Origin of the sequence: Acinetobacter johnsonii ANC 3681 (assembly GCF_000368805.1) — a bacterium.
In the GTDB taxonomy this organism is placed as follows: Bacteria; Pseudomonadota; Gammaproteobacteria; order Pseudomonadales; family Moraxellaceae; genus Acinetobacter; species Acinetobacter johnsonii.
The window spans coordinates 140,382-167,159 of the sequence record NZ_KB849703.1 but is presented as its reverse complement, the minus strand read 5'-3'; the positions used below and the strand labels follow the sequence as shown (position 1 = coordinate 167,159).

Genomic DNA, 26,778 nt, shown 5'->3' with positions numbered 1-26,778 from the left:
GCGGACTAATTAGTGGGTTACTTTTTTTGGGGATAAAAAAATAATAGGAATGATACTGTGCTCAGGTTATATCGTAAGCCAAGTAAGGGGTTAATAGGAGTAGATATTAGTTCGACTTCTGTTAAGGTATTGGAACTTTCTGTTAAAAATAATCGGTATTGGGTGGAGAGCTATGCACTAGTCCCATTACCAGAAGGAAGTGTGGTCGAAAAAAATATATTGAATCCAGAAGCAGTTGGTGATGCCCTTGAGCGTGCGGTAAATTTGGCCAATGTTCAATCGACAGACGTAGCACTGGCAGTTCCGACTTCCATGGTGATTACTAAAATCATTGAAATGGATGCCGATATGAACGATGACGAACGTGAAATTCAGATTCGTGATGATGCTGAGCAATATATTCCATTCCCATTAGATGAAGCGAGTTTGGACTTTGAAGTCCTTCCAGACCGTTTAGCCAATCCCAATCGTGTCAATGTACTCCTCGTTGCAACCCGCATTGAAAATGTAGAGGCACGTGCCGAAGCATTGGAATTAGGTGGTTTAACGCCTAAGATTGCCGATGTTGAAAGTTTCGCCATTGAAAATGCATTCAAAGTCTTTTCAGATACGCTTCCAATGGGTGTAAACACCGTTGGGATTCTGGACATTGGTCACACCATGACGACCTTATCTGTCATGCAGAATAATAAAGTCATTTATACCCGTGAACAGGTGTTCGGTGGTAAACAACTGACGCAAGAAATTCAAAACCGTTATGGTTTGTCTTTTGAAGAAGCTGGACGTGCCAAAAAAAGCCGTACTTTGCCTGACGACTATGATATTGAAGTACTTGAACCTTTTCTTGAAGCTGTGGTGCAACAAGCAGCACGTTCTTTGCAGTTCTTTTTTTCGTCCTCTCAATTCAATGAGATCGACCATATTTTATTGGCAGGGGGGAATGCCAATATTCCAGGACTGGCGAAGTTATTACAACAAAAATTAGGTTATCGGGTCACCATTGCCAACCCATTTTTACAGATGGGCTTTTCTCCACAAATCGACATTAAAAAAATTGAAAATGATGCTTCATCACTCATGGTGGCATGTGGATTGGCATTGAGGAGTTTTGATTAATGGCAAAAATAAACCTACTCCCTTGGCGTGATGCGTTAAGAGAGAAACGAAAAAAAGAATTTATTGCCTATTGTGTTGGGGCTGCATTAGTTGGGGTTTTAGCTGTTGCATTGGCTTGGTTCTTTTACAGTCAAAAACTTGAAGATCAAGAACAGGCCAATCAGTTGGTGGTGAGTACCAATCAAAACTTAGATGTTCAATTAAAGTCATTGGAAGGTCTGCAAGAGCAGCGCAATGCGATTGTAGAACGGATGAAATTGATCCAAGGTTTGCAAGGTCAACGCCCTGTAGCTGTGCGTTTAGTGGATGAAATGGTACGTGTCACTCCAAGTAATATGTACATTACTAAGTTTGTGCGTACAGGTGATAAATTTACCATTGAAGGTAAAGCGGAAAGCCCGAATACAGTTGCGGAATTCTTACGTAATCTCGAAGCATCGGCATGGTATCGCAATGCCTTTATGAATTCATTCTTGGTTGCTGAAGAGAAAAAAGATAAAGCACCAAGTTCCATCGTGCCACGTGTTGAAGAAACCTATGGCACCTTTGTGGTCACGGCTGATTTAGATGAGATTGCTCAGCCAGTATCGCCTGATGCGACGACACCTGAAGCCGCAAGTACAGTTAATAATTCAACAGCGGGGGCAGCACAATGAGTCGCGATGAATTTGAAGAGTTAACATCAGAAAACCATGCTGTAACCAAGAAGAAAATGACGGTTGATAAGTTTTTTCAACAGTTCAATACTTTAGATCCAAACAATTACGGTAGTTGGCCCTTTTCAGTCAAATTGACTTGTTGGATTTTTATCATTTTAGTAATTGGGGCATTGGGCTATTTTGTCGTGATTAAGCCGAAGCTTGATGCGATTTCAAATGCACATGCACAAGAACAAAATTTACTGAATGAGTTTCGTGAAAAAGATTCAAAATTACGTAATTTGCAGCAATATCAAGTGCAATTGCAAGAAATGGAAGCCAATTTTAATCAGCAGTTAGAACAGCTGCCGAAAGAAACTGAAATTCCTGGCTTGGTTGAAGATATCAACGTGAGCGGCGTAAATTCTGGATTAAAGTTTAAAAATATTCGTTTAGAACCAGAAATTCGCCAAGAGTTCTTTATCGAACAGCCGATTTCCATTGAAGCGACGGGTGATTATCATTCTTTTGGTTCATTTGTCAGTGGAATTGCAGCTTTACCGCGTATTGTTACCTTGCATGACTTCGATATCTCAGCATCAAGTAACAATGATAAAAAGACGGATATTCCGCAAATTTCATATAGTGTAAAAGCGAAAACCTACCGTTATGTCGGGGCAACGGCTACAACGGATGTTGATGTAAAAGATACAAAAAATGATAAGAAAGCCGATGCGGGAGGTGCCAAGTAATGAAACATCAAAACCTCTTACTTAGTCTCTGCGTAGGACTATTCCTTGTCGGTTGTGATTCACGTATTGATGCGGTCAATATGCAAATGGCTGAAATTCGCAATCAGCCACCATTGCCGATTGAGCCAGCGCCAGATTTCCCACCTGTACCAACCTTTAACTATGCTGCGCACCAATTAAAGAGCCCGTTTATGCCAAGCTCGTTAGCGGCTGAACTGAAGATTATGGCTGGAAAGCGTGTCTATCCAAACCTATCGCGCCAATTACAACCCTTGGAAAGTTATGCGATTGAATCGCTTAACATGAAAGGAAGCATGCGCGGACAAAATGGACAAATTTTGGCGTTGATTCAAACACCGGATGGTGAAATTGAACGCGTGCAGCGTGGTAGTTATTTGGGGATGAATCATGGTCGTGTGATTAATATCACCGCTACACAAATTGATTTGATTGAAATTATTCCGGATGGGCGTGAGGGCTATGTCGAGCGCCCGAGAAGCCTAGTATTAATTGGGCCGGCGCCTTAAAAAAGGAAAAGGAATAAAAATGAAAAATAGTGCTAAAGATTTTATATTTGGGGATGGCAATACGATGAACCATATGTTCCGTCAGTTTTCAATGGGTGCAATTGCAATGGCGGTGATGCAGGCTGCAAGTGCGCAAGTCGGTATTACGAATATTGTGCCGATGCAAATTCCGGGACAGGGAACAGAAATTCGTGTCATGTTCAACGGTTTGCCACCACAGCCGCAAGCCTATCAGTTGGAACAGCCATCACGTTTGGTTTTGGATTTTGATAAAGCGCAGCAGAGCTTAAAACAAGGCAGTATTGCGGTGGCAACGGCTGAAGCAAGTACAGTAGATGTAACTTCAGATGCGCAGCGTTCACGTTTAACTGTAAATTTGGCTGATGCTGGTGCATTTACTACACGTGTTGAAGGTAATACCTTTATTCTGAAAATTAACTCAGTGAACCCAGCGCTAGCAACACCTGTTGCTGCAGCGCGTTCAGAGCAAGGTATTTCAAATATTGGATTCCAACGTGGTTCAGACGGCGAAGGCCAAGTTGTCATTGATTTAAAAGGTAGCAATACCCCTGTCGATGTGAAACAACAAGGCAGTAAAATTGTGGTGCGCGTTTTGGGGAATAAAATTCCTGCCCACTTATCGCGCCGTCTCAATGTGAATGATTTCGCAACGCCTGTATCGACCATCGATGCACAAAACGATGGCAGTAACGGCCTGATCACGATCCAATCGAATGGCAGTTTTGAATATATGGCTTATCAGGCAGAAGATAAGCTCACCATTAGTTTAAAGCGTCCTGAAGATAAAAATCCAATGAAGCCTAAAGCACCAAGTGCTTATACGGGCAAAAAGATTTCTTTAGATTTCCAAGATATTGAAGTACGCCGTGTATTACAGCTCTTAGCTGATTTTACAGGCATTAACATGGTGGCCTCGGATACGGTACAAGGTAATATTACCTTGCGCCTTAAAGATGTACCTTGGGATCAAGCACTTGATATCATAATGAAAACCAAGAATTTGGATAAGCGACGCAATGGTAATGTGATTTGGATTGCACCTGTAGCTGAGCTGATTAAATCTGAGGAAGAAGAGGCGAAAGCCATCGCGCAAAGTATTAAGCTTTCACCCATTCAAACCGATTATATTCAATTGAGTTATGCTAAATCGGCGGATGTACTGAAGTTATTGGAGGACTCTCGTGATAGTAAAGGAGGTGAGTCGAACCGAACAGCGGGTTCAGACTCCTTAGCTTTGGAAAGTTTATTGAGTGCTCGTGGTAGTGCGGTTTCTGATTCGCGTACCAATACTTTAATTATTAATGATACGCAGCAAAATATTGACAAGATTCGTCGCATGATTGACTTGCTGGATGTCGCAGTTAAACAGGTGATGGTCGAAGCCCGTATTGTAACGGCGTCAACAGATTTTTCTCGCGAATTGGGGATTAAGTGGAGCGCGAAGAAGCTGGGCAATAGCCCAGTATGGGGCGGAGATTTCCAGCCAAGTTTTGATTTGGGGGTGGATTTAGCAACAAACACGGCTGGTACGTTTAACTTTGGTTTACTGAAGATCTCAGATTATATGTTAAACCTTGAGTTAAGCGCACTTCAAGCGGATGGTCATGGTGAAGTGTTATCAGCACCTAAAGTACTGACTGGTGATAAACAGAAAGCCTATATCTTGCGTGGTACAGAGATTCCTTATCAAACATGGAGTGCGACGGAAGGCTTAAAAACCGAATTCCGTGCGGCTAACTTAAAGTTAGAGGTGACTCCAAGTATCACCCCTGATGGTAAAGTTCAAATGGCGCTCATGGTTGAGAAAGACTCGATTGGTGATATCACCAATGATGGTATTGCAATTGATACCAGTGAATTACAAACCAATGTCTTAGTTGATGATGGTGAGACTGTCGTGCTTGGTGGTATTTTTGATGATACGAAACGTAATGACTATCAAAAAGTACCATTCTTAGGAGATTTGCCTGTGGTGGGTAACTTATTTAAGAATAATGTCAAAACGACGATACAAACGGAGTTGTTGATTTTTGTCACACCACGAATTGTTAATGACAGTGTTTCAAGAAATCATTAATATATTTTCAATTTGAACAAATCTAAAAGGTGACTCCTTGCCAAGCAAAGAGTTTGAAACCCTACCAAATATTTATTTGGTAGGGCCTATGGGGGCTGGAAAAACAACGGTAGGACGACATTTAGCTGAACTGTTAGGGCGCGAGTTTCTTGATAGTGATCATGAAATTGAGCGCAAAACAGGAGCAACGATTCCATGGATCTTTGAAAAAGAGGGTGAGCTTGGGTTTCGTAGTCGTGAAACGGTTGTAATCGATGAGTTAACTTCTCGACCCAACTTGGTTTTGGCCACAGGTGGTGGGGCGGTGACTCAGGCACCAAATCGTGCATTTCTCAAACAACGTGGTATCGTTGTCTATCTTTATACTCCTGTCGAAATTCAACTACAGCGAACCTATCGTGATAAAAATCGCCCACTGCTTCAAGTGGAGAATCCTGAACAAAAGTTAAGTGACTTGCTCAGCGTTCGAGATCCTTTATATCGTGAAGTTGCCCATTATATTATCGAGACCAATCAAGGGGCTGCACGTGATCTTGCGCAGCGTATCTTAAACTTGATTCTTGTCAAATAGTTTTGATTCAGTTTTGAAGTGATTTGATCCATGCAAACCTTATATGTTGAACTTGGCGAACGCCGTTACCCGATCTTTATTGGTAGTGATTTAGATCCAAAAGCTTTACTTGAACCGTATATTCATGGTCGTCAAGTCATGATTGTGAGTAATGAAACGGTCGCGCCTTTGTATTTAGGTCGTTATGTCACAGCAATTGAAGCGTTGGGAAAAACAGTTGCAACGTGTATTTTGCCCGATGGTGAAAAATATAAGAATATTGAGCACCTCAACCTGATTTTTGATGCATTGTTAGCGTCAGGCTTCAACCGTGATTGTACAGTTTTAGCTTTAGGTGGTGGTGTGATTGGTGATATGGCGGGCTTTGCTTCAGCATGCTTCCAGCGTGGGGTCTATTTTATTCAGGTGCCAACCACACTTCTTTCACAGGTTGATTCGAGTGTCGGTGGTAAAACAGGGATTAATCATCCGCTGGGTAAAAACATGATCGGGGCATTTCAGCAACCACAAGTGGTCTTGGCAGATATGTCTCAACTCAAAACGTTGCCAGCACGTGAGTTATCTGCAGGTTTGGCCGAAGTAATTAAGTACGCACTCTTGGGCGATGCTGACTTTCTCGCTTGGTTGGAACAACATATGGATGCTTTGGTGCAGGGTGATGAAGCTGCACTGGCTGAAGCTGTGTATCGTTCTTGTGCCCATAAAGCGCGTATTGTTGCCAATGATGAAAAAGAACAAGGTGAGCGTGCCTTATTGAATCTTGGGCATACCTTTGGACATGCGATTGAATCTTATCTAGGCTATGGTGAATGGCTCCATGGTGAGGCTGTGGCAACAGGTATGGTGATGGCAGCAGATTTATCGCAGCGTATGGGATGGATCAGTGCAGAAGATTTGGCGCGTACAAAAAATATCATTCAACGCGCGAATTTACCGATAGTATGTCCGCAGATTCCCCTCGATGACTTTTTAGCGTATATGGCGCATGATAAGAAAGTCTTGAACGGGCAGCTTCGTTTGGTTTTGATGCAAGCGGTAGGACAGGCCATCATTACCAAAACATTTGATGTAGAATTGATGAAACAGGCGATTTTAGCCAACCAAGAACAGGCATAACTTTATTATGGCAACAACCCTTCGAACTCAGTGGCAGACAAAGCAAAATTATATTTGGCTTGCATTCGGAGGGGCATGCTTGTTTGGCGCTTTAGTCTTTTGGGCTATTACGGATCAAGAGGCTGTGGTTGAAGTTGAAAAAAAAGCTGAATCCGAAGTTGAGTTGCAAATTCAGCCAGAAAAAGTCGCAACAACCGCCCATTTAGGCTCATTCCTCGATGAAGTAAAACCTTTGGATATGACGACACGTGTTGTAGCAATCGCGCAGCATGAAGCTGAATTCCGCGGTACCAAGTTTATTCAGGAAAATAAAAAGAACAGTACAATTGAACTGTTTAGAGTTTCAGAAGAAGCGATTATTAAGCGTTTTTTGCAGAGGCAATCTGATCGTCAGGCTTTTAGCTACTTAAGACTGACGGGTGAAAACCAAATTGAGCAATATGTGCTGATCTATGGTGTGTATAAAAATACCAATGAGGCGCAAAAGGCATTGGCTGATTTAAAACTAACGTTGCCGAAGTCGGTGCAACCCAAAGTTGAAAAAATTGAAAGTTATGCTGAATATGTCAATGACCTCGGTTCTGATGAACTTGGACTTAGCAATAAGCTCTATGCCGTGCAGTTGAAACCAGCCGCTGTGCCTGTGATTGATGAAGCCACTCTTGCTGCGCGTCAACAAGCGGCACGTGCAGCAGTTGCACAAAATAAACAATCGACAACATCGACGACAGTTACTCGTCGTGATGCGGATGGAAATGTGGTTGATGTGCAAAAGTCACAAACAACCGTAGAGAATGCGCCACAAAATAAAACAAATGAACCTGAAGTGACCGATCCATTTAATTAAAATTGGTTCATTATGGCGCACCAAAAAAAGTAAATCTCATATACGCACAAATATAGTGCAATAAATGGATTGTCTTCGAACTAAATTTTTACGTAAAAAACACAAACCTAATAAAACTAAAGTGTTTAACACACAAAATAAATAATTGGCATAAAACTTGCTTTAATGGTGCATGAATTGAGTTGATGTCACTGTTTTGGCGCAAAAAAGATTCGATTTATGAGCGAAATAGTAGCGGCCAAGTGCCTTAAATAAGTGCGTGACTGCTGCATACATTTTTTCAATTAAGACATGCATAAAGACGAAAATCAGTCTATCTTGGGTGTGAAGAAAAAATGCTGTACTTCAATCAGAATCTGAATATGAGTCAATTGAACGAATCGGCAAGAAGTAATTAGATTGTTAGACGCCCGACAGGGCCTGTAGAAAGAAGGGTACGCTATGCACATGCCATCGCCTAATACTGTAGCTCCCGCTCAAGGTTTATACCAACCGGATGAGTTTAAAGATAACTGTGGTTTTGGTTTAATTGCCCATATGCAGGGTGATGCTAGCCATGATCTTGTCAAGACTGCTATGCACAGTCTGAGCTGTATGACCCACCGCGGTGGTATTGCTGCAGATGGTAAGACAGGGGATGGTTGCGGTTTACTCTTGGCAATGCCAAAACAGTTTTTCCGCGAAGAAGCGAAAAAACTCAGTGATATTACACTTAGTGAAGTTTTTGCTGTCGGCACGGTGTTTTTAAGCCTCGATCCAGCAATTGCAGCACATGCAAAACAAATTCTAACTAAAGAAATTGAATCTGAAGGTTGCCGAGTATTGGCGTGGCGTGTGGTCCCGACCAATAACGATGCTTTAGGTTCGATTGCGATGCAGTCACTTCCTGCATTTGAGCAAATTATTGTGAACTGCCCAATGGGTGTGTCTGAAGTTGAGTTTAACCGTAAACTCTTCTTGGCACGTCGTCGTGCAGAACAGCAGCTTAGCAATGACTCATCATTTTATGTAACCACATTATGTTCAACAGTGATTAGCTATAAAGGCTTGATGATGCCTGAAGCGATTGCTGACTTCTATACAGACTTGGCAGACCCACGTCTTGAGTCACATATTGTGGTGTTCCACCAACGTTTCTCGACCAATACTTTGCCGCGTTGGCCTTTGGCTCAGCCATTCCGTTATCTTGCGCACAATGGCGAAATTAATACCATTACAGCGAACCGTAACTGGGCGATGGCGCGTACGCCAAAGTTTGAAAACCCATTATTGCCTGGTTTAACTGAGCTCAACCCAATCGTGAACCGTACTGGCTCGGATTCTTCAAGCTTAGATAACATGCTTGAAATTCTTGTGGGCGGCGGTATGGACTTGTTCCGTGCATTGCGTATGTTGGTTCCGCCAGCATGGCAGAATGTGGAAACTTTAGATGCCGATTTACGTGCATTCTATGAGTTTAACTCGAAGCATATGGAAGCGTGGGATGGTCCTGCTGGTCTCGTGATTCAAGATGGTCGTCATGCAATTTGTATGTTGGACCGTAATGGTTTACGTCCAGCACGTTGGGTGATTACCAAAAATGGTTACATCACACTGGCATCTGAAATTGGTGTATGGGGCTACGAGCCTGAAGATGTGATTTCTAAAGGTCGTGTCGGACCAGGTCAAATTCTGGTGATCGATACTTTCACAGGTAAAATGCTCGACACTAAAGATGTCAGCACGCATTTGAAAAAAATGCGTCCTTATCGTGAATGGTTACGTGAAAACTCGGTTCGTGTACAAGGTAGTCCAGAGCTTGAAGAATATTTATGTGATCAAGGCTTAAAAGGCGACGACCTTAAAGCATCACAAAAAATGTTTATGGTGACCTTTGAAGAGCGTGACCAATTGCTTCGTCCAATCGCTGAAAGTGGTCAGGAAGCAGTGGGTTCAATGGGTGATGATACGCCAATGGCGGTTTTGTCTCGCCAAGTACGTCATGTGTCGGATTACTTCCGTCAACAGTTTGCTCAGGTCACTAACCCACCAATCGACCCATTACGTGAATCGATTGTAATGTCATTGGAAACGTGTTTAGGCCGTGAGCAAAACGTTTTTGAACAAAGCCCTGAGCATGCAGATCGTTTGATTATTTCAAGCCCAGTGTTGTCAAATTCGAAAATGCATCAAATCCGTACGCTGGGTCGCAAGGGTTATGAAATTGCAGATATCGATTTAAATTATGCGGAAGATGAAGGTTTAGAAGCTGCAATTGCGCGTATCTGTGAAGAAGCAGCGCAAGCGATTCGCGACGGCAAAACCTTATTGGTGTTGTCTGACAAGAAAATCCGCCAAGGTTTTTTGCCTGCCAATGCATTGATGGCAACTGGTGCTGTACATCACTATTTAATTAATGTTGGTTTACGTACTGATGCCAACATTATTGTTGAAACAGCATTGGCACGTGATCCGCACCAATTTGCGGTTATTCTAGGCTTTGGTGCGACAGCAATTTATCCTTATCTTGCTTATGACGTGATCAATGACTTGGTTGCCAAAGGTGAGCTATTGGGTGACCCAATCCAAGCGCAAGTGAATTTCCGTAAAGGCATTGAAAAAGGCTTGTTAAAAGTCCTTTCAAAAATGGGGATTTCTACGGTTGCCTCTTACCGTGGTGGTCAGTTGTTTGAAGCGGTGGGTCTGTCTGAAGAAGTGGTTTCAAAATGCTTCACGGGTGTACCGAGCCGTATCAAAGGTGCAACCTTTGTTGACCTTGAAAATGACCAAAAGAAATTGGCTGATACCGCATGGAAAACACGTAAACCAATTGATCAAGGTGGTTTGCTGAAATTTGTCTTCGACAAGGAGTACCATGCTTTCAACCCAGACGTGATCAATGCTTTGCATAAATCAGTGCGTTCTGGTCAATATGCAGACTTTAAAGAATATGCTGAGCTGGTGAATAACCGTCCAGTGGCAACAATTCGTGACCTATTAAAGTTAAAAACAAATAACTCGATTGCTCTAGATCAAGTGGAGTCTGTAGAAGCGATTTTACCGCGCTTTGACTCTGCTGGCATGTCTTTAGGTGCATTGTCTCCTGAAGCGCATGAGGCGATTGCGATTGCGATGAACACCATTGGTGGCCGTTCAAACTCTGGTGAGGGCGGTGAAGATCCAGCGCGTTATGGCACCATTCGTAACTCGAAAATCAAACAGATTGCATCAGGTCGTTTTGGTGTAACACCTGCGTATTTAACCTCTGCTGAAGTCTTGCAGATTAAAGTAGCGCAAGGGGCTAAACCGGGTGAAGGTGGTCAATTACCAGGTGGTAAAGTGAATGGCTTAATTGCACGTTTACGTTATTCAGTACCGGGTGTGACCTTAATTTCTCCTCCACCGCACCATGACATTTACTCGATTGAAGATTTATCACAATTGATCTTTGACTTAAAACAAGTCAATCCTCAAGCGATGGTTTCAGTGAAACTGGTGTCTGAGCCGGGTGTAGGCACCATTGCTGCAGGTGTGGCAAAAGCCTATGCTGACTTCATTACCATTTCAGGTTATGACGGTGGTACAGCAGCATCGCCATTGTCTTCAATTCACCATGCAGGTTCGCCTTGGGAGTTGGGTCTTTCTGAAGCGCATCAAGCACTTCGTGTCAATGACCTGCGCGGTAAAGTTCGTGTTCAAACCGACGGTGGTTTGAAAACCGGTCTAGATGTGGTGAAGGCAGCTATTTTAGGTGCAGAAAGCTTTGGCTTTGGTTCTACACCAATGATTGCTTTAGGTTGTAAATACCTGCGTATTTGTCACCTGAATAACTGTGCAACGGGTGTTGCAACTCAACAAGATCATTTACGCCAAGAACATTATATTGGCGAGCCACAAATGCTCATCAACTTCTTCACCTTCATTGCTGAAGAAACACGTGAGTGGTTGGCAGCGTTGGGTGTTTCAAGCCTCAAAGACTTGATTGGTCGTACAGATTTGCTTGAAATGCTTCCAGGTGAAACGGAGAAACATGCGCACCTTGATTTGAGCGCATTACTGGAGTCACATCCTTCTGCGCAAGGTAAGGCGCAGTACTGTGAAGTTGAAGGTAACGCACCGTTTGATAAAGGCTTGCTTGCTGAGAAAATGGTGGCAGAAATGTTGCCAGCAATTGAAGCTGGGACTACTGGTGAATATCACTTCAGCATTGGTAACTGTGACCGTTCAATTGGTGCTCGTATTTCTGGTGAGATTGCGCGTCGTTATGGCAACCTCAGCATGGAAGCGCACCCAGTGAAGATGAACTTGGTCGGTACTGCGGGTCAATCCCTCGGTGTTTGGAACGCAGGTGGTTTGCACATTCGTTTAGAGGGTGATGCGAACGACTACGTGGGTAAAGGTATGGCAGGTGGTCGTGTGTCGATCTTCCCACCAAAAGGTTCGCCTTTCCAAACCCAAGAAACTGCAATCATTGGTAACACCTGTTTATATGGTGCAACTGGCGGTAAATTGTTCGCGGCAGGTACGGCAGGTGAGCGTTTCGCGGTACGTAACTCAGGTGCTTTTGCTGTTATTGAAGGTGCGGGCGATCACTGCTGTGAATATATGACGGGCGGTATCGTAACCGTACTCGGTAAAGTGGGGCACAACTTCGGTGCAGGTATGACAGGTGGTTTTGCTTACGTTCTTGACCTTGATAATGACTTCGTCGATCATTACAACCATGAACTGATTGAGCTGAATCGTATTTCTACAGAAGCAATGGAAGAACACAAAGAGTTCTTGAGCCGTATCTTAGATGAACACATTGCAGAAACTGGTAGTGCTTGGGCATACAAGATCCGTAATGAGTTTGACTTCTACAGTCGTAAATTCTGGTTGGTGAAACCGAAAGCAGCCAATTTACAGACCTTGTTGAAAACCACTCAAGCTGATCCACAATAATTCCACTACTGCTGATACATAGGCAGGTGCAGACGATAAATAAACGGTACTGCACCTACCCACGGAGAGAGACATGGCAGAGCGCCTAAACAATGACTTTCAATTTCTGGATGTAGCACGCCAAGATCCAGAGAAAAAAGAGATTCAGGTCCGCAAAGCAGAGTTTGTGGAAATTTATAAACCTTTTACAACGGAAGTGGCAGCCAACCAATCGCACCGTTGTTTAGGGTGTGGTAACCCATACTGTGAATGGAAATGTCCTGTACATAACTACATTCCAAACTGGTTAAAGTTGATTGCTGAAGGTCGTATTTTCCAAGCAGCAGAGCTGTGTCACCAAACCAACACGTTGCCAGAAGTATGTGGTCGTGTTTGTCCGCAAGACCGTTTATGTGAAGGGGCTTGTACCTTAAACGATGGTTTTGGCGCAGTAACGATTGGTAATGCTGAAAAATACATCAATGACACCGCATTTGCACTGGGCTGGCGTCCAGATATGTCCAATGTAAAATGGACTGATAAAAAAGTGGCGATCATTGGTGCGGGTCCTGCAGGTCTAGGTTGTGCAGACATTCTGGTGCGTGCAGGGGTTAAGCCAGTTGTATTCGACAAACGTCCTGAAATTGGTGGTTTGCTGACTTTTGGTATTCCTGAATTTAAAATGGAAAAAGATGTGATGAAACGCCGCCGTGAGATTTTCTCAGGTATGGGTGTTGAATTCCGTTTGAATACTGAAATTGGTACAGATGTCACCATCGACCAGCTTCTGACAGAATATGATGCGGTGTTCATGGGTATGGGCACATACACGTACATGAAAGGTGGTTTTGCGGGTGAAGATCTTGATGGTGTTTATGATGCCCTTGATTTTCTCATTGCAAACGTCAACCGTACGCAGGGTTGGGAAAAAGACCCAAGTGAGTACATTAGTGTTGAGGGTAAAAAGGTGATTGTTCTTGGCGGTGGTGACACTGCGATGGACTGTAACCGAACTTCAATTCGTCAGGGTGCAGATACAGTAAGCTGTGCATACCGTCGTGATGAAGAAAACATGCCAGGCTCACGTCGTGAAGTAAAAAATGCCAAAGAAGAAGGCGTGAACTTCTTGTTTAACCGTCAGCCGATTGAAATCGTGGGCGAAAATGGCCAAGTCACGGGCGTGAAAGTGGTAACGACACAACTGGGTGAACCAGACAGCCGTGGTCGCCGTAGTCCAGAACCAATTCCGGGTTCAGAAGAAGTTTTGCCTGCAGATGCAGTTTTATTGGCATTTGGTTTCCGTACCAGCCCTGCGGATTGGTTTACAAATGTGAATATTAACCTTGATGGTTCAGGTCGTGTAGTTGCGGCTGAACAGCAAACCTATAAATTCCAAACCTCAAACCCGAAGATTTTTGCGGGTGGTGATATGGTTCGTGGTTCAGACCTTGTTGTCACAGCAATTTGGGAAGGCCGTCAAGCGGCTGAAGGTATTTTGGATTATTTAGACATTTAATCTAAATCGTTCAACACAAAAACCCGCTTCGGCGGGTTTTTTTATGATCACGACTTGCCTGAGATGATATGAAAGAGGTGGATCGGGATAAATCGAAAAAGATCTGGTGGAGAGTCTGATAAAAATGAACGAATTTGCAAACGCACTAAGCATTTTTGCCATATGTGAAGGGCCTCTAAATTCAGATACTGAAGATCGCTCGGTTAAATGTTAGGAAATGGACATGACTCAAGTGACGACAGAAAAACTATATCAACATCGTCCAAAAGCTCAGGGTATTACGATTCGGCGTTTGCAATTCAATCCCAAAGCCATTCGTCGGCATTATTTTGCCAATTCACCAGTCATGTCGCATTTGCTGACGGCATTGTCTTCGACGTTTCCCATAGGCGAGCAGTTCTTTGTGCATAGTGTGCGCAATGTACGTGACCAAGTGAAGGATGACAATCTGCAAGCGCAGATTGCGGCATTTATTGGTCAAGAGGCGATGCATTCTCAAGCACACACGGCATTTAATGCTGCATGGCGCCGTGATGATTATAATCTCGACCGTTTTCAGGCATGGTTGGCGCGTAAAGATGATTATGTGAAAAATCTGCATCCTAAAATTCAGCTCGCAATCACCTGCGCTTTTGAGCATTTTACGGCACTGCTAGGCGGCTATATTTTAAGGCATCCTGAGGTATTGAGTACCTTGGATGATGATGCGGTTAAACTCTGGGTGTGGCATGCCATTGAAGAAATTGAGCATCGTGCGGTTGCCTTTGATGTTTATCAAAATGTGTATGGTGATGACAAGATTCGCCGTTTAATTATGCGCAGTGTAACGACAGGTTTCGCCAGTTTAACTTTTTACTCGGCCAGTCGATTATTTTTACAAGACCACAAAAAGAGTATACCTAAATTGGGCGGGAATCTGTTTGGATTGTATTTGCTGGCGAAGATGTTTGTGCAATTGCTGCCTGAATATTTGTCGTATTATAAAACCAACTTTCATCCCTCAGATATTGATTACACCCAACTGTTGAAATACTGGAAAACCCGTTTGGCAGACGACTATCAACTCGAAGGTTTTCAGCAGGAATTGCAGGCGGCTATTTAGTTTAAGTATAAAAATAAATAATCAAAACCGAGTGAAAATCGCTCGGTTCTTTCATTTTTAGCTACTTTAACTAAAAGCAACAAAAGGATAATCAAATGTGTTTACAATCAGGTTATTGCAATAAATACAAAAGAAAGAGGATAGCTGAATGAATTTTATGAAAAAAACTGCTGTCGTTGTTACCCTCGCGAGCACGTTAACGCTATCGGGCTGTGGTTATAATACCTTGCAGGTCAAAGATGAGGCAGTTACAGCTGCTTGGTCAGAAGTGCAAAACCAATATCAGCGCCGCGCAGATTTGGTGCCGAACTTGGTGAATGTAGTGAAGGGGTATGCTAAGCATGAAGAGCAAGTCCTAACCGAAGTCACACAAGCTCGTGCCAATGTGGCGGGTTTAAAAGTCGATAAAGAAGTATTAGAAGACCCTGCATTATTCCAAAAATATCAAGAAGCGCAGGCGCAAATGACAGGTGCATTGTCGCGTTTAATTGCGGTCTCAGAAAACTATCCAGACTTAAAAGCCAATGAGCAATTCCGTGATTTGCAGGTTCAGCTGGAAGGTACCGAAAACCGTATTGCTGTGGCGCGTAATCGCTATATTACTACGGTGCAAGACTTTAACTCCTATTCACGCCAGTTCCCACAAGTCATGACTGCCAAGGTGATTGGGATGGACACCAAACCGAACTTTAGTGCAGAGCAAAGTGCGCAAAAAGCACCAACGGTGTCATTTAACTAATTGACACCTCAGTGACTTAAAGTAATCGTAACCATAGGGTGAATGAATGATAGGACAGCAGCAGTTCGTACGCTTTTTATATAAATGGATGCTTGCATTCATTTTATCAGGACTGTTGTGTCTAAGTTCGTTAACATGGGCAGAGGTTGCTACAGCAACAGATGGTGCTGCGGAAACAGTCGTTACTGCAAAAATTATTCAAGATCAGCAAGAGGCGAGTTCTAATAATGTAAGCTCTACAAATGCCGATGCTGTGTCACAACTGCCCGTTGCCAATGATATGGCAGAAGGTGAATCGATACGGGTGTTACCAACCTTAAATGAACCCGTGATTGATCAAGCACATATTTTAAGTGCTGAAGATAAGCAAGCCATTGACCAGAAAATTCGTGCCTTGCATGACGCAGGAAAAGCCCAAATAGGCGTAGTGATTGTCCCGACCACAGGTCAAGAGGATATTTTTGGTTTTGCCATGCGTATTGCAGAGCAGTGGCAGCTCGGTTCAGCAAAGCAGGACAACGGTTTGCTGATAGCAATTGCCGTTAATGACCGACGTATGCAGATTCTTACGGGTTATGGTTTGGAAGGAGTTATTCCTGACATTATTGCGAATCGCATTATTAACCAACAAATCACACCGTATTTTAAGCAAGCTCAGTATGCTCAAGGGATCAATGCAGGGCTTGCTGAAATTGAACGGATTTTAAATCTTGATCCTGAAGTTGCAGCCCAAGCAGCGCAGGAGTTACAAGAACGCCAAGACCAAGCCATTCGCGAGCAGGAAGCCAAAAGTAAAACTTTTAGTATGGCTTTATTTATCTTAATTGCTGGTGCAATTGGCTCATTTGTGGTGGGCAAGCGTTTAAGTGCTTCGACGGCTGCAGTTGCAGGAACCGTTGCAGGCTTGGTGAATGGAGCAGGCTTAATCACCAGCTTACTGATTGGTGGCGGGATCTTCTTTTTACTCATCACGGCCTTAGCCCAAACGATTTTTCAGCTCTTTCTCTCTTCTGGCGGTGGAGGTGGGAGCGGAGGTCGTGGCGGCGGCGGTTTTGGTGGAGGTGGGTATAGTGGCGGGGGCGGCGGCTTCGGCGGTGGAGGAGCATCAGGGTCATGGTAACAACAACTGAAACGACGGAAATCGTCACTAAACCAAAGCTAGATGAAATTGTACAACCCAGTTTTAAACGTTGGCTAAAGCATTTATTACATATGCCAGCGAGTAAACGCTTTTTTAATCAGCAAGATCAGCATGCGATTGCGCAAGCGGTGGCTGCTGCTGAACATGGGCACATTGGGGAAATTCAGGTAGTAGTCGAAGGGCATATGCCTGCACGAGAAGCCTATTATTTGGATACTCGTGGACGTGCGAAACAACTTTTTTCTGAGCTTGGTGTGTGGGATACCGAGTTGAATAGTGGTATTTTGCTTTACTTAAATTTGTGTGAACGCAAAGTCGAGATTGTCATTGACCGTGGGATACAGCAAGCCACGACGCAGCAAGTGTGGGATGAGGTTTGCCAAAGTATTATTGAAAAAATGGCACAGCAGCAGTATCGACAGGCTTTAGTCGATGCCGTTACTGAAATTGGGACTATTTTGGATCAATTCTATGCCAATAAAATAGAAGACAAAGCTGATGAATTGAGTAATTTACCAATTATGTTGAACTAGAAAGAGGTAAACCGACAATATTTGTCAGTTTTTTACATAAAAATACAATGCTCAAAAAGAAATTTTTAAATATTGAAATAAAGTGCTGTTTTTTATTTGAAAATAAATATAATAAAAGTTGGCATAATACATGCTAATTACAAAGTAGCTTAAAAAGCTTATAAAAAATTAACAAAACATTTGTGGAGAATGTTATGAACGCTCAAAAGGGTTTCACTCTTATTGAATTAATGATCGTTGTTGCAATTATCGGTATTCTTGCTGCTGTTGCGATTCCTGCGTATCAAGATTATACAGTTCGTGCAAAGATTTCTGAACTAATTGTTGCGGGCTCATCTGCTAAGTCGGCAATCTCTGAAGGCTTTCAAACGAATGGTATGGATGGTGTAAAATCAGCTGCAGCTTCAGTTGCTAAAGGAACTACAGCTGCACCTGTAAGTAAATATTTAAAATCAGTTGCCGCATCTGATGCTGGTGTGATCACTTTAACAACAACTTCAGATGCTAGTTTACCTTCAGATGCACGCGGTAAAACTATTATCATGTCACCATATGCTCGTGCAGCAGGTACAGCTGGTGCAAATGCAGCGTTGGCAGCGGGTGCGGCAGGTTCTGTTGAATGGGCTTGTGCGTCAGCTACAAACGTTCAAGCAGTTGCTCGTTTATCAACATTAACTGCAACAGGTGATTTGCCAGCAAAATATGCTCCATCAGAGTGCCGCTAATTTTTATTTTAAAAATAAATGATTAGTTATTTAAAAAAGACCAGATAATCTGGTCTTTTTTATATGAGTTACTATACAAAAACATTAGAGTTGCATGTTCTGAATGAAAGTAAATTTATTTTTTAAAAATGATATAGGTAAATTGAAATTCAAAGAGTTAATTAAGATTATTTCAATTCTTATTCTACCTAATATCATTTTTTTAATTGTAGCCTATTGGACTGCTACTTCTAGACCATTAATTAATATAGACTATTTAATTGCTGTTTTTTTTCTTTTTATGCCTTGGAAAATCATTCGCTATATTGGTTTATTTGTTTTAATAGGCGCTCTATTTTTTGACTCATTGATGTTGCTTATTCAAATATTTCCATTTATGGACTTTGCCGCTATACGATATTTATCTTCTTTTATTGCACTTGCACCAAATTTATATAAATTTGGTTTTATATTTTTTTTAATTTTTCTGTTTACGATAGTAGGAGTCATGCATCGTCTAACTTTTAAAATTGATCAAAGAGCTCAGGCTGTTTTCATAAATTCTATTTTATTAATAATTGCTCTTTTTTTTATGCAAACTCGAATAACTTATGCAGAATTTAGAGCTATTTTGGGACGGGATAATTATTTTGTTGCGTATAGCCAGTTAAGATTATATCAAGAAGTTAGGAAGGATGCATTTTGGAGCGATTCAGATATAACGCCAAAAATGGAACCACTAAAGAATCAAAAAAATAGTGCAAGATACTATTTATCCCAACCAAATTCAGAAAAAGTGTTATATATCATTGCTGAGTCTTGGGGGAGCTTGAAAAATAATGAAATAAATAAGCAAATTGTAAGAAATATTGTGAATCAAAAAAAAGACCTGCAATTTATAAACATGGGGTCTTTTTACACGATGGGAGCTACTGTTGCAGGTGAGTTACGTGAATTGTGTAGTATTGAGTTAATGAATAATGGTTTTGCATTTTCTCGTTTAAATCCATCTGCTTTTTCTAAGTGTTTACCCAATCAACTTTCTCATAAAAGTTATAAAACCATAGCCTTGCATGGTGCAAATGGGGTTTTGTATGATCGAAAAGATTGGTATAAACATGCTGGATTTCAGGATGTGTTATTTGGTGAAAATTTTATAGGTTTGCAGCGATGTAAGGCGTTTAATGGTATATGTGATGAAAAATTATTTAATGTCGTAGGTAATAAATTCCGTGAAAATATCAATGAAAAACTATTTTTTTATTGGATGACATTAACTTCGCATAGTCCTTATGTAGAAAATGATATACATAATAGACGAATTGATTGTGAAAAATTTGCTATAAATAGCGATGGAGAAATGTGTAGAAATATCCATTTACATGCCCAATTTTTTGATGATTTAGCTAAGTTACTCCAAAAGCCTGAAATGAGGGGTGTTGAAGTCATGGTAGTGGGAGATCATCAACCGCCTTTTTTTACACAGGATTTTAAGTATGTAAATCCATTAACTGTGAGTTATATACATTTAAAAGTAAAAAAATAATAAGTATTTAATGTTAATAGGATTTTACATTAATTCGGAAATTTGCGTAATAAACTCTTAATAATAGAGTTTGAAACTGTCGCACCTCATGTTTGAATTCGCCGGTATATATATGTCCAAACGCCTTAAATTTTTTCTTAGCCATTTATTTATTTCATTTCTAATTGCAGTATTGGTTATAGGAATAGTTTTTTTTATCTGGTATCCGTCGCCACAAGCAAATGCTGTTGGTGTTACTCAAATTTTTTTAATGATGATGGTGATAGATGTTATTGTCGGGCCAATGCTAGGTTGGTTGGTTTATAAAGAAGGTAAAAAAACACTAAAATTAGACTTGAGTGTGATCATATTTTTACAAATTGCGGCATTGCTCTTTGGGTTGTTTAGCATTGAGCAAGGTAGACCAGTTTGGATTGCCTATAATGTTGATCGTTTTGAATTAATACGTAAAAATGAACTAATTATAGAACATCTAGATCAAGCAGAAATTCAATTTCAAAAAACTTCATTTTTAAGACCTCAATATGTAGCTGTTGAATTTGCTAAAGATAAATTACAACGCGAAAATGATATGTTTACTGAAGCATTAGGCGGAATTTCGATTGCTCAAAAACCTGAGCGTTATGTGGATTTTGTGCAAGCTATACCTAAAATTAAACAACGAGCAAAAAATGTAAAAGAACTCGTGCAATACAATGATCCACAATATGTGCAAAAGATTTTGGAAAAATATCCTCAAGCCACAGGATATATTCCATTAAAAGCAAATGCTGTGGATATGACAGTATTAGTTAATAAAGAAACTGGTGTGGTTATAAAAATCGTTGACCTGCGCCCTTGGAATTAAATGCTGACAATGAAAAACCCGCATCTGCGGGCTTTTTATTAAGTTTAAATCTGACTTTGAATATAATTTTCTACACCTACAGTCTCAACCAAATCGAGCTGTGTAGTTGTCCAATCTAACCATTCTTCTTCTTTTTCTAAAATCTCTTGCACGAGGTCACGAGTGACGTAGTCTAGTTGTTCTTCGGCAAGCTTGACAGCGGCTTGAATGGATTCAATGTTCTCTTTGGTTTTACGGACATCACAGTTAAGGACTTCAACAGTATGTTGACCGATGTAGAGTTTACCCAAGTGTTGTAGATTTGGTAGACCTTCTAAAAAAAGAATACGCTCGATGATTTTATCAGCATGCTTCATTTGACGGATTGACTCTTTATATTCAGCTGAACCGAGTTGCTCAATCCCCCAGTCATTAAACATACGAGAGTGTAGGAAATTTTGGTTAATGGCAGTTAAATGATGATAAAGCACCTGATTTAACTGATTAATTACATCACGATTGCCTTTCATGAGAAAGCTCCATTCAAACTGCGGCTTAAAAATAATATCAATAACTTATGAGAAATATCTTAAACAACAAAGTGGTCTTTGGCGAGTAATTTATAGAACAGCAAATGAAAATCGCAATCAAAAGCATACGAGGTGGAAATTTGATTTTTAGACATTTAAAAAAAGAAAACCCGCCTAGAGTCATAAGCGGGGGAGGAGCTACTCATAAAGAGTAAGTTTATAATTATGGTTATTTAAAAAATGAATCAAATATCTAGGCAGCAATGGCTAAGCGTGAGGCAATAGCAGAGACTTCTGCGCTGATGATTGAGCGCGCTTCTGGTGCACAGCGACCACAGCATGTGCCGAGATCGAGCATCTCGCGAACTTCGCGATAACTGCCCGCACCATTTTCAACAGCGTCTTTAATATCTTGATCTGTAATACCACGGCATAAGCACACGTACATTTCAGCAAGCCACATGAAAGAAATAAGATAAGTGATATTATTGATAATTGTTATCGTTTGTCAATAAAAATCATTTGAAATCTCATTTGTCTTTATTGGAGTTTTGGATAAAAAAAAGCCACTCAATCGGTGGCTTTTTCTTAAAAAATATAACTTATTGATTAATAATCACAATACCATCCATTTCCACCAATGCATTTTTGGGTAGGCTTGCCACACCGAGCGCTGCGCGTGCAGGGTAAGGTTGTGCAAAATATTCACCCATAATTTGGTTGACCAACTGAAAGTTTGAAAGATCGGTTAAGAAAATATTCAGCTTAGCGATATCGGCCAGTGTTCCACCAGCAGCTTCGCAGACGGCTTTTAAATTATCAAACACACGGCGAATTTGTGCTTCAATGCCTTCAACCAATTCCATACTGTATGGGTCTAAACCGATCTGACCAGAAAGGTAAAGTGTATTGCCGACTAAGATTGCTTGCGAATAAGTGCCGATCGCAGCAGGGGCATTTTCAGTATGAATTACTTGGCGGGACATCGTGTTCTCCTATTATATTCACCATCAATCATAGCCTGGATTGGCATTAAAAGGTGCGGATTTAAACAATTAACTCGCAATCGATGTTTCGGCAATGCTCACAGGTTGAGCCAGTCGACTGATACGCGGGAAGCCAAAATGCATGCGTAGATCGCGAATGATTTTTGCAATTTGCTTGCGGTTGTGTACCACAACATTGACATAAGTCTTGTCATCTTGATTACGTACCATTTCGACCCCAATTTTTTCTTTACGACATTGATAAATCAGGTCGGAAATTTGTTCGTCATCCATCGCCATGTTAATCAATAAATATGCAGTGAAACTAATTTCTTCTTCATTCTCATTAGTCCACTGCAACGGCATGATGTTTTCAGGGTGCAGATGTTGTTCATGCAGCAGATTGTGACAACGTGCACGATGCACAATAAGACCGCGGCGTGATAAATGTCCTTGAATTGGGTCACCCAACACAGGGTTACAGCAATGTGCGTATTTGACATCGACACCTTCAGTACCTTGAATGAGTCGGTCAGATTCCTGTGCACTTTGATCATGCGCAAACAAATGATTCGCGACCAACTGCGGCAGTAAATCGCCCACGGCAATTTGCTCGAATAATTGGTCTTTACTTTCGATATGTCGCCATTGTAAAAGCTCTAACCAATCTGATTCGGTTAAATCTTTAATGGATACATTGAAGAGCTTTAAAGCGCGATTTAAAGCTTGCTGTCCAACGAGGCGTTGTTCTTCGATGTCTTGTTCACGCAATATATTTTGTAAGGCACGACGGGCTTTTTGCGTATTGACGAAGCTGAGCCAATCAGGGTTTGGGGTGGCCAAAACATCAGTAATAATTTCAATCACCTGACCACTGTGCAATGGCGTAGAAAGTGGTTTAGTTTCCCCATTGATTTTCGCACCTACGGCATGGTTACCTAAAAATAAGCTAGCAGAATATGCAAAGTCAACTACCGTTGCCCCTTGCGGTAACTCGTGTAGATGACCTTGTGGGGTATACACCCAAATTTTCTCTTGGTGTAAATAATCGAGCAGTTCGCTAAAAGTGGTTTTAGCACAGGCTCCATCGATCAAGACATTCAAGTTCTGCATCGAGGCTTGAATCGCAGAGCGGCAAGCTTGTGGAGCACTGTCGCCCAGTACTACACCAAAACGCGCCGCTTTACGCATCAGCTCGGTTTGAATGGTGACTGATAATGTTGTGTTTTCACCTTTTAAGCGTAGTAGCAGTGATTGGTTACCACCTGGGAGGGGTTTACGAATATGGTCTGCAAAATGCAGAACTTGAAAACTCTCTCGCAACACATCGGCTAAGCGGTCACAGTCAGCAATACTATTTAGAATAATTTCAAAGGCGTGACTATGCGTGAGTTCATGTAGATCAATGTCATTTTTTACAAAGTGGCGTAACAGTTCGATATTGTTATTTTTCTTTTTAATTCGACCTGAAATTTGATGGGTTTTTAATAGCTCAGTAAGATTGTTTTCCCATTTGCTTTGGTATTCACAGCGTTTGGGTTTGGTTTGCAGGAGGGCTTCTTGGACATTGTTATACATGTCGAGATCAAGATTTTGATAACACAGATGCTCGAGGTTATCGCCCATTTCATTCATGCCAACAATACGTGCCATCGGGACAAAAATATCAAAGGTTTCTTGGGCAATACGCGCACGCTTATCCGGGCGTAGTGCATCCAAGGTAGTCATATTGTGATAACGATCAGCCAGTTTAATAATAATGACACGTGGGTCTTGTAGTGTGGCTTGCAGAATTTTTCGGAAAGAAGCGGCTTTATTATATTCTTTATCACTGGATTGGCTAAGTTTGGTGACGCCATCGACCAGTTCGGAAACGGTTTTTCCAAATTTTTCTGCAATATCTTCTTTGCTAAAGTCTGTGTCTTCAATCACATCATGTAAAAGTGCCGCCATCAGGGTTTCGGCATCTAGACGCATATGCGCTAAAATACAGCTTACCGCAATCGGGTGCAAAATATAGGGTTCGCCACTTTTACGGGTAATACCATCATGGGCAATATCCGCATAATCACAGGCCGCAAGCACTCGCTCGACGTCGCTTTCAGTTAAGTAAGCATCGATAATAGTTTTGAGCTGTTGTTTAGCTTGGCTGACCATTGGGCCTGGCATAAAACACCTTTAAGACGTAGCAATTACAAGAAAATTTTACTGATCCTCTAATGAAAAACATATTGCATGAGTTGTCAAATTTTTCATTGAGAGAAAAGCAAAAAAGATACACCTAAACCACGATGAATCCTATCTTCTAGTTATAACGTGTATTGCACAAATATAAAAGTTATCCAATAAAAAAGCCTAGTTAAAAACTAGGCTTTTAAGCGATAAACTTTTCTTATTGGAAAGAAAAACCATCTAAATTCAAATTGTTTGCAGAAAGTGCAAGATCAAGACTCGAAGTTTGGTAGTCTTGCTCACGTTGTTTCAAAATATCTTTAGAAACATGACCGATTGCGATTTCACGTAATGCAACAACAGTCGGTTTGTCATTGTCCCACTCAACAGTAGGTTCAATGCCTTGACGTGCCAATTGACGCGCGCGTTTGCTTGCCACTAGTACAAGCTCAAAGCGGTTGTCTACATGGTCTAAACAATCTTCAACGGTTACGCGTGCCATAAGAGTTCTCGTTACAAAGGCTAAAATTAAACAGACTGTGCAGTATAAGGTGCTTTGTCTGTAGACTCAAGTTTTAATCACTTTTCAACAGGGGTGATCAGCTCAGAAATCATTTTCTGATGACGGCTCGCTTGCTGTGTAATGACTAAACGATTGGCAATAATCACAGACTCAAGATCGTGCAAAGCTTTATTAAAGTCATCATTAATAATCACATAGTCGAAGTTAACATATTGTTGCATGTCTTCAACTGCACAGCCTAAACGACGCTCAATCACCTCAACCGAGTCTGTGCCACGGTTAGACAGACGTTGACGCAGATCAAACTGGCTTGGTGGTAAAATGAAAATTTGTTTAGAGTCAGGAAAAAGCTTACGAACTTGCTGTGCGCCTTGCCAGTCAATTTCCAGTAGGACATCATGACCTTTCGCCAGTTGTTCTTTTACTGTAGCTTGAGCTGTACCGTAGTAATTACCAAAGACTTCGGCGTATTCAATAAAACCACCTTGTTCAACCAAGGCTAAAAATGAGTCTTTTTCGGTAAAATGGTAATGTACACCATTAAGTTCGCCGGGACGTTGCCCACGTGTAGTATGAGAAACAGAAACGTGAAGATTCGTTACACGGTCAAGGAGGGCTTTTACGAGGGATGTTTTGCCTGTTCCTGAAGCTGCAGAAACGACAAACAAGAGACCCGACATGATATTTTTCCTGATATGATAAAATATCTTCTCTATTTTAGAGCAGACAAGGTTTAAACGAAATAGCAAGGCGTCACTTTGTTTGCATTTATTTTATTAGTTTCCGCTGATTGAAAAGTGGTATCGAGGAACATATGGAAATTGTATTGGCCAATCCACGTGGTTTTTGTGCAGGTGTTGACCGTGCGATTGCCATCGTAAATCGTGCGCTTGAGTGTTTTAATCCGCCCATTTATGTACGACATGAAGTGGTACACAATAAATTTGTCGTGGACGATTTGCGACAACGTGGCGCAATTTTTGTTGATGAGCTAGATGAAGTACCTGATGACAATATTGTAATTTTTAGTGCGCATGGGGTTTCTAAAGCGGTACAGATCGAAGCTGAACGTCGTGGTTTAAAAGTTTTTGATGCAACCTGTCCATTGGTGACCAAGGTTCATATTGAAGTTACAAAATATGCCCGTGAGGGAGTTGAGGCCATCTTAATTGGCCACGAAGGACATCCTGAAGTTGAAGGTACCATGGGGCAATATGACCTGAAAAATGGTGGTGCGATTTATTTGGTGGAAGATGAACAAGACGTGGCCGAGCTTCAAGTCCATCATCCTGAGCGCGTGGCTTTTGTTACTCAAACCACCTTATCGATCGATGATACTGCAAAAGTGATTGATGCTTTACGGGCGAAATTTCCTGAGATTCAAGGGCCGCGTAAAGATGACATTTGTTATGCGACTCAAAACCGTCAAGATGCGGTGCGTGATTTAGCAACCCAATGTGATGTGGTTTTGGTGGTCGGTTCACCAAACTCATCGAATTCTAACCGTTTACGTGAATTGGCCGAGCGAATGGGTAAAGCCGCTTATTTGGTTGATAATGCAGATGAACTTCAGCAGGCATGGTTTGAAAATATCGCCAAGGTTGGCGTCACAGCGGGTGCATCTGCACCTGAAATTTTAATTAAGCAAGTGATTCAACGATTACAAGATTGGGGTGCAACGCCACCACAAGAACTTGCTGGAACGGAAGAAAATATTACCTTTAGTTTGCCAAAAGAGTTACGTATTGCGGTAACTCAAGCCTAAAAGGTGGATTGGTTAACATTCTAATTTTATTGAAAAATTGACAGATGATTGTAAATTGGCAATCATCTGTTTTTTTATGCCTTTTATCCTGTATTGTGCTGATTGTATAAAGAATTAGAATATGATTT

The 26,778-nt window shown here is 41.5% G+C and carries 24 protein-coding genes; 18 read left to right on the top strand and 6 right to left on the bottom strand.

Annotated features, from left to right (window positions below; translation table 11 throughout):
* Positions 1-57: 57 nt before the first annotated feature.
* The 17 genes from F946_RS01115 to tfpZ all read left to right on the top strand — a co-directional run bounded on the left by F946_RS01115 (position 58) and on the right by tfpZ (position 20,695).
* Complete coding sequence (locus F946_RS01115) at positions 58-1,116, top strand: pilus assembly protein PilM (RefSeq protein ID WP_004978085.1); 1,059 nt, start codon at positions 58-60, stop codon at positions 1,114-1,116.
* Positions 1,116-1,772 carry a PilN domain-containing protein gene (locus F946_RS01110; protein WP_004978083.1) on the top strand — a complete coding sequence of 219 codons (657 nt, stop codon included), beginning with the start codon at positions 1,116-1,118 and terminating at the stop codon, positions 1,770-1,772. The genes F946_RS01115 and F946_RS01110 overlap by 1 nt, the downstream gene beginning before the upstream one ends.
* Positions 1,769-2,506: a type IV pilus inner membrane component PilO gene (locus F946_RS01105; RefSeq protein ID WP_004978082.1), complete on the top strand. Its 738-nt coding sequence runs from the start codon at positions 1,769-1,771 to the stop codon at positions 2,504-2,506. Before F946_RS01110 ends, F946_RS01105 begins: the two co-directional genes overlap by 4 nt.
* Entirely contained in the window at positions 2,506-3,033 is a 528-nt protein-coding gene (locus F946_RS01100) for a pilus assembly protein PilP (protein ID WP_004978081.1), read from the top strand. Before F946_RS01105 ends, F946_RS01100 begins: the two co-directional genes overlap by 1 nt.
* Positions 3,034-3,052: 19 nt before the next feature.
* A complete protein-coding gene (pilQ, locus tag F946_RS01095) occupies positions 3,053-5,131 on the top strand; it encodes a type IV pilus secretin PilQ (protein WP_004978078.1) in 2,079 nt (692 codons plus the stop codon).
* Positions 5,132-5,168: 37 nt separating this feature from the next.
* Positions 5,169-5,702, top strand: coding sequence for a shikimate kinase AroK (aroK, locus tag F946_RS17345; RefSeq protein ID WP_004978075.1), 534 nt, complete (start codon positions 5,169-5,171; stop codon positions 5,700-5,702).
* Between the two features lie 30 nt (positions 5,703-5,732).
* Entirely contained in the window at positions 5,733-6,818 is a 1,086-nt protein-coding gene (gene aroB / locus F946_RS01085) for a 3-dehydroquinate synthase (RefSeq protein WP_004978073.1), read from the top strand.
* A 7-nt stretch (positions 6,819-6,825) separates the two neighbouring features.
* Entirely contained in the window at positions 6,826-7,665 is an 840-nt protein-coding gene (locus F946_RS01080; protein ID WP_035326238.1) for a hypothetical protein, read from the top strand.
* Between the two features lie 447 nt (positions 7,666-8,112).
* Positions 8,113-12,588, top strand: a complete 4,476-nt coding sequence (gene gltB, locus F946_RS01075; RefSeq protein WP_171065370.1) for a glutamate synthase large subunit — start codon at positions 8,113-8,115, stop codon at positions 12,586-12,588.
* Between the two features lie 73 nt (positions 12,589-12,661).
* Positions 12,662-14,083 (top strand): FAD-dependent oxidoreductase, encoded by a 1,422-nt coding sequence (locus F946_RS01070; RefSeq protein WP_004978066.1) that lies wholly within the window; start codon positions 12,662-12,664, stop codon positions 14,081-14,083.
* Between the two features lie 223 nt (positions 14,084-14,306).
* Positions 14,307-15,185 carry a metal-dependent hydrolase gene (locus F946_RS01065; protein ID WP_004978063.1) on the top strand — a complete coding sequence of 293 codons (879 nt, stop codon included), beginning with the start codon at positions 14,307-14,309 and terminating at the stop codon, positions 15,183-15,185.
* A 148-nt stretch (positions 15,186-15,333) separates the two neighbouring features.
* On the top strand, positions 15,334-15,924 hold the full coding sequence (locus tag F946_RS01060; protein ID WP_004978062.1) for a LemA family protein: 591 nt from the start codon (positions 15,334-15,336) through the stop codon (positions 15,922-15,924).
* A gap of 46 nt (positions 15,925-15,970) precedes the next feature.
* On the top strand, positions 15,971-17,044 hold the full coding sequence (locus F946_RS01055; protein ID WP_004978060.1) for a TPM domain-containing protein: 1,074 nt from the start codon (positions 15,971-15,973) through the stop codon (positions 17,042-17,044).
* Complete coding sequence (locus F946_RS01050) at positions 17,038-17,598, top strand: TPM domain-containing protein (RefSeq protein ID WP_004978059.1); 561 nt, start codon at positions 17,038-17,040, stop codon at positions 17,596-17,598. Before F946_RS01055 ends, F946_RS01050 begins: the two co-directional genes overlap by 7 nt.
* 194 nt (positions 17,599-17,792) lie before the next feature.
* Positions 17,793-18,323, top strand: a complete 531-nt coding sequence (locus tag F946_RS01045) for a pilin (RefSeq protein WP_004978057.1) — start codon at positions 17,793-17,795, stop codon at positions 18,321-18,323.
* A gap of 103 nt (positions 18,324-18,426) precedes the next feature.
* On the top strand, positions 18,427-19,848 hold the full coding sequence (locus tag F946_RS01040; RefSeq protein ID WP_004978055.1) for a sulfatase-like hydrolase/transferase: 1,422 nt from the start codon (positions 18,427-18,429) through the stop codon (positions 19,846-19,848).
* A 112-nt stretch (positions 19,849-19,960) separates the two neighbouring features.
* Positions 19,961-20,695, top strand: coding sequence for a TfpX/TfpZ family type IV pilin accessory protein (gene tfpZ, locus F946_RS01035; protein WP_035326236.1), 735 nt, complete (start codon positions 19,961-19,963; stop codon positions 20,693-20,695).
* Positions 20,696-20,739: 44 nt separating this feature from the next.
* Here the strand turns inward: tfpZ and bfr are convergent, their stop codons facing one another.
* The 6 genes from bfr to gmk all read right to left on the bottom strand — a co-directional run bounded on the left by bfr (position 20,740) and on the right by gmk (position 25,565).
* Positions 20,740-21,204, bottom strand: a complete 465-nt coding sequence (gene bfr, locus F946_RS01030; protein ID WP_004978052.1) for a heteropolymeric bacterioferritin subunit Bfr — start codon at positions 21,202-21,204, stop codon at positions 20,740-20,742.
* A 253-nt stretch (positions 21,205-21,457) separates the two neighbouring features.
* The gene (locus tag F946_RS01025; protein WP_010327639.1) at positions 21,458-21,652 is read right to left on the bottom strand and encodes a bacterioferritin-associated ferredoxin; all 195 of its coding nucleotides are present in this window, start codon (positions 21,650-21,652) and stop codon (positions 21,458-21,460) included.
* A gap of 154 nt (positions 21,653-21,806) precedes the next feature.
* Complete coding sequence (locus tag F946_RS01020) at positions 21,807-22,190, bottom strand: RidA family protein (RefSeq protein ID WP_004691470.1); 384 nt, start codon at positions 22,188-22,190, stop codon at positions 21,807-21,809.
* Positions 22,191-22,259: 69 nt separating this feature from the next.
* Complete coding sequence (locus tag F946_RS01015; protein WP_004978051.1) at positions 22,260-24,359, bottom strand: RelA/SpoT family protein; 2,100 nt, start codon at positions 24,357-24,359, stop codon at positions 22,260-22,262.
* Positions 24,360-24,582: 223 nt separating this feature from the next.
* Entirely contained in the window at positions 24,583-24,864 is a 282-nt protein-coding gene (gene rpoZ, locus F946_RS01010; protein ID WP_004978050.1) for a DNA-directed RNA polymerase subunit omega, read from the bottom strand.
* A 77-nt stretch (positions 24,865-24,941) separates the two neighbouring features.
* A complete protein-coding gene (gmk, locus tag F946_RS01005; protein ID WP_004978048.1) occupies positions 24,942-25,565 on the bottom strand; it encodes a guanylate kinase in 624 nt (207 codons plus the stop codon).
* Between the two features lie 134 nt (positions 25,566-25,699).
* Between gmk and ispH the strand changes: the two genes are divergently transcribed.
* Positions 25,700-26,650: a 4-hydroxy-3-methylbut-2-enyl diphosphate reductase gene (gene ispH / locus F946_RS01000; protein WP_004978047.1), complete on the top strand. Its 951-nt coding sequence runs from the start codon at positions 25,700-25,702 to the stop codon at positions 26,648-26,650.
* Positions 26,651-26,778: the final 128 nt, after the last annotated feature.